Below are 2,854 nucleotides of genomic sequence, written 5' to 3' on the forward strand. Positions count from 1 at the left end.
TGCCTGGAGTACCTGGAAGAACCTCAAAAAAGACTGGAATCACCTTCAAAGATTGCATCAAATCCCCTGCCATCGCTGCGATTTTTTCACAGGGGAATACAATCTTAAATGTGCCGTTCATCCTTACAAAGCTTTCAACGAAGAAGCGATCGGTTGTATGGACTATCAACCGAAAAAATAGATTTAGCATTTTGGTTAGCGATCGAAAACCCATGTGGCCCTCACCCCGCCTTCACCTGCGGCTTAGGCTCCCCTCTCCCAAGCTTGGGAGAGGGGTTGGGGGTGAGGGCAAGATCTCTCGGTTCTACCTAAAAGATTTGGAAAGAGTCACTCGGGCAAGCCAGGTGCTCTATTTTGTGTTGCGATGTTTCTGGCTGAGATGCCGATCGCGGTTTAAATCCTCTCTATCTATTGACTAACACCCTAATTAGAGAGTTCCTCCACTTGGTAGAAACTAGTAGCCATGCCGGACTGATAAGCTTTTGACAGAAAGATTGGCAAGCTAAAGCCAGCAAAGATGCCCCAAAACATCTTTATTGACAAAGACAACTTGGAAACCGCCACCGCAGCCTGAAATTGTCCGCGTGAAGCGATCGATCGCCGTTACTACTAGGAGAACTTAAATTGAACCACTACTCATTTGAGTTCTACGGCTTTGCCTTCTTTGGCTTCATCCTGGCACGATATCTAATTTTTGCGGGGGGAACCCACTTATTTTTAGATAAAGCCTTCGGTAAAGCTACTGACGCTGATGTACTTCAATCGCGCTCTGGCGAACAACTTACGGCTAAAGAGCGCGGAAGATCGACGCGAACCACGATCGGGTCGGATATTAAATTATCGATCTTATCATCGCTGGTCTTTGCACTGAGCGCGGCGGCGATCGCCTCTGCCTACGATCTGGGCGTCACGAAACTGTATGCAGACATCGATCGATATCCACTCTGGTATCTGGGTGCGAGCTATCTAATCGCGATCGTCGCTCAAGATGCCTATTTTTACTTTATGCATCGACTGTGCCACCACAAATTCTTGTTCCGCTGGTGCCATCAGGGGCACCATCGATCGAACCCACCGACACCCTGGACATCTTTTGCGTTCGATCTACCTGAAGCGATCGCGCATTCACTGTTCCTAATTGGGCTAGTCTTCCTCGTTCCACTCCATTTTATTACTGTTATTGCCGTACTCAGCACCATGACAGTATGGGCAGTTGTGAATCATCTCGGACTCGATCGGTTGCCTGCTAAATTTCCCCATCATTGGTGCGGTCGGTGGTTTACAGGCCCCGCTCATCACTCGATCCACCACCGTCATTATGCCTTACATTACGGGCTGTACTTTACTTTTTGGGACAGACAGCTCGGCACTCAATCACCCACTTACGAACAGGAGTTTGCTAATGTTACTCACTGAAATGAATATCGACGATCTCAACAAACTTATGCACTTGCGCGTCGAAAGATTACTACATTTATTTGCTTCGAGTTTGCCCAATTGTCTGATTCAGATCGACGCTGGAGAATTACTCTCGATCTACTGTCCCGACTCGACGATCGTTGACGATCTGCTCGATGAATTAGAAGATTTGTGCCATCATGCCTGGTTGATTTTAGGTGTAAATGCGGTGGCATTATATTTCGGTGAAGAAGAAATTTTGCGCGCAAATACTTATTTTTCATAAGATTTAAAACGGATGGCTGGCAATAGTAGCTTCTCTATCAATAGAAGGAAGTTGTAGTTATAAATATTGCTACTAGTTACCTCGATCGACCTATTAGTAAATGAATCGTTTAACAGATGATTTTTAGTTAGCAAATTCGGTAAGCTTTTGGTAATTGAAAAAAGTATCGATGTTTACTATTTTCAAATCTCAGTAGAACATTTAAAACAAATTATGACTACTAAAAAACCAGCGCAAAATCCCCCCGAAGAAACAATTACAGACGGGATTGAAAACTACGATCGACCCACCCCTGACAGTTACGACCCCCATATTATTCCAGCAGAAACAGCCGCTCGTAAAGAGCGCGAAGGTGAAAATTACAAGCATTTGCCCGAGCATCCTCCAGGATCGGAAAGTTTGGATACAACTGGCGGATTTGTAATTGATAAAGAAGGACTAGTCGATAACTTGGCGATCGAACCGGAAATGTACTACGAAACCCCCGGCGATATCCCCGAAGAACAGCAACTCAAACAAAACCTTTAGGAGTGAAAGATCGTGTTAGAAAAACGCGCAATTGGCATCTTTTCAGATTATCAAACCATGGAAACGGCACTCCATGTCCTCCGAGATAGTGGTTTTGTGATGGAGCGAGTTTCGGTAGCTGGACGCAATCTAGATCGCCACGCCGATACCGCTGGTGCCAAAACTGGCGAATCTCTATCGAGCGTTGGCGATACCAAGCCTCACGACGATCGAGCCGCCGATACAGCTAAAAGTGGTGCGGTTGCAGGTACCGCAGTCGGTGGCTTGACTGGTTTGTTGGTAGGGTTGGGCGCGCTGGCAATTCCGGGCGTCGGCCCAGTCATGCTCGCAGGTGCAGCAGCGACCGCAATCGCTACGGCAGCTTCTGGCAGCGCGATCGGCGCGGCGGCTGGCAGTTTGGTCGGCGGATTAGTCGGGTTGGGCATCTCGGACGAGCGCGCTAATGCCTATGGCGATCGCGTCGCTCAAGGTGATTACTTAGTAATGGTCGAAGGCAGTGCCGCCGAAGTCGAACGCGCGGGTTCGATTCTCAATCATAGTGGCATTCGCGACTGGTACAGCTACGATGTACCCACCGATCCCTCCCGGATTGCCTCGCCCGTAACTACCCACACACTCGACCACTAGGGAAGAGCTAGTTAC

The 2,854-nt window shown here is 48.0% G+C and carries 4 protein-coding genes and 1 pseudogene; all 5 read left to right on the forward strand.

All coding sequences use genetic code 11. The features are described from left to right. A pseudogene (locus C7B77_RS27415) lies at positions 1 to 181 on the forward strand (hypothetical protein); the annotation flags it as partial. Positions 182 to 624: 443 nt separating this feature from the next. After that, positions 625 to 1,416 carry a sterol desaturase family protein gene (locus tag C7B77_RS27420; protein WP_106312512.1) on the forward strand — a complete coding sequence of 264 codons (792 nt, stop codon included), beginning with the start codon at positions 625 to 627 and terminating at the stop codon, positions 1,414 to 1,416. Further along, the gene (locus tag C7B77_RS27425) at positions 1,403 to 1,684 is read left to right on the forward strand and encodes a hypothetical protein (protein WP_106312516.1); all 282 of its coding nucleotides are present in this window, start codon (positions 1,403 to 1,405) and stop codon (positions 1,682 to 1,684) included. Before C7B77_RS27420 ends, C7B77_RS27425 begins: the two co-directional genes overlap by 14 nt. Positions 1,685 to 1,897: 213 nt before the next feature. Next, entirely contained in the window at positions 1,898 to 2,212 is a 315-nt protein-coding gene (locus C7B77_RS27430) for a hypothetical protein (RefSeq protein ID WP_106312522.1), read from the forward strand. Between the two features lie 12 nt (positions 2,213 to 2,224). After that, positions 2,225 to 2,839, forward strand: coding sequence for a signal transduction histidine kinase (STHK), LytS (locus C7B77_RS27435; RefSeq protein WP_106312519.1), 615 nt, complete (start codon positions 2,225 to 2,227; stop codon positions 2,837 to 2,839). Positions 2,840 to 2,854 lie beyond the last annotated feature (15 nt).

This window comes from Chamaesiphon polymorphus CCALA 037 (assembly GCF_003003845.1).
GTDB lineage: Bacteria > Cyanobacteriota > Cyanobacteriia > Cyanobacteriales > Chamaesiphonaceae > Chamaesiphon > Chamaesiphon polymorphus.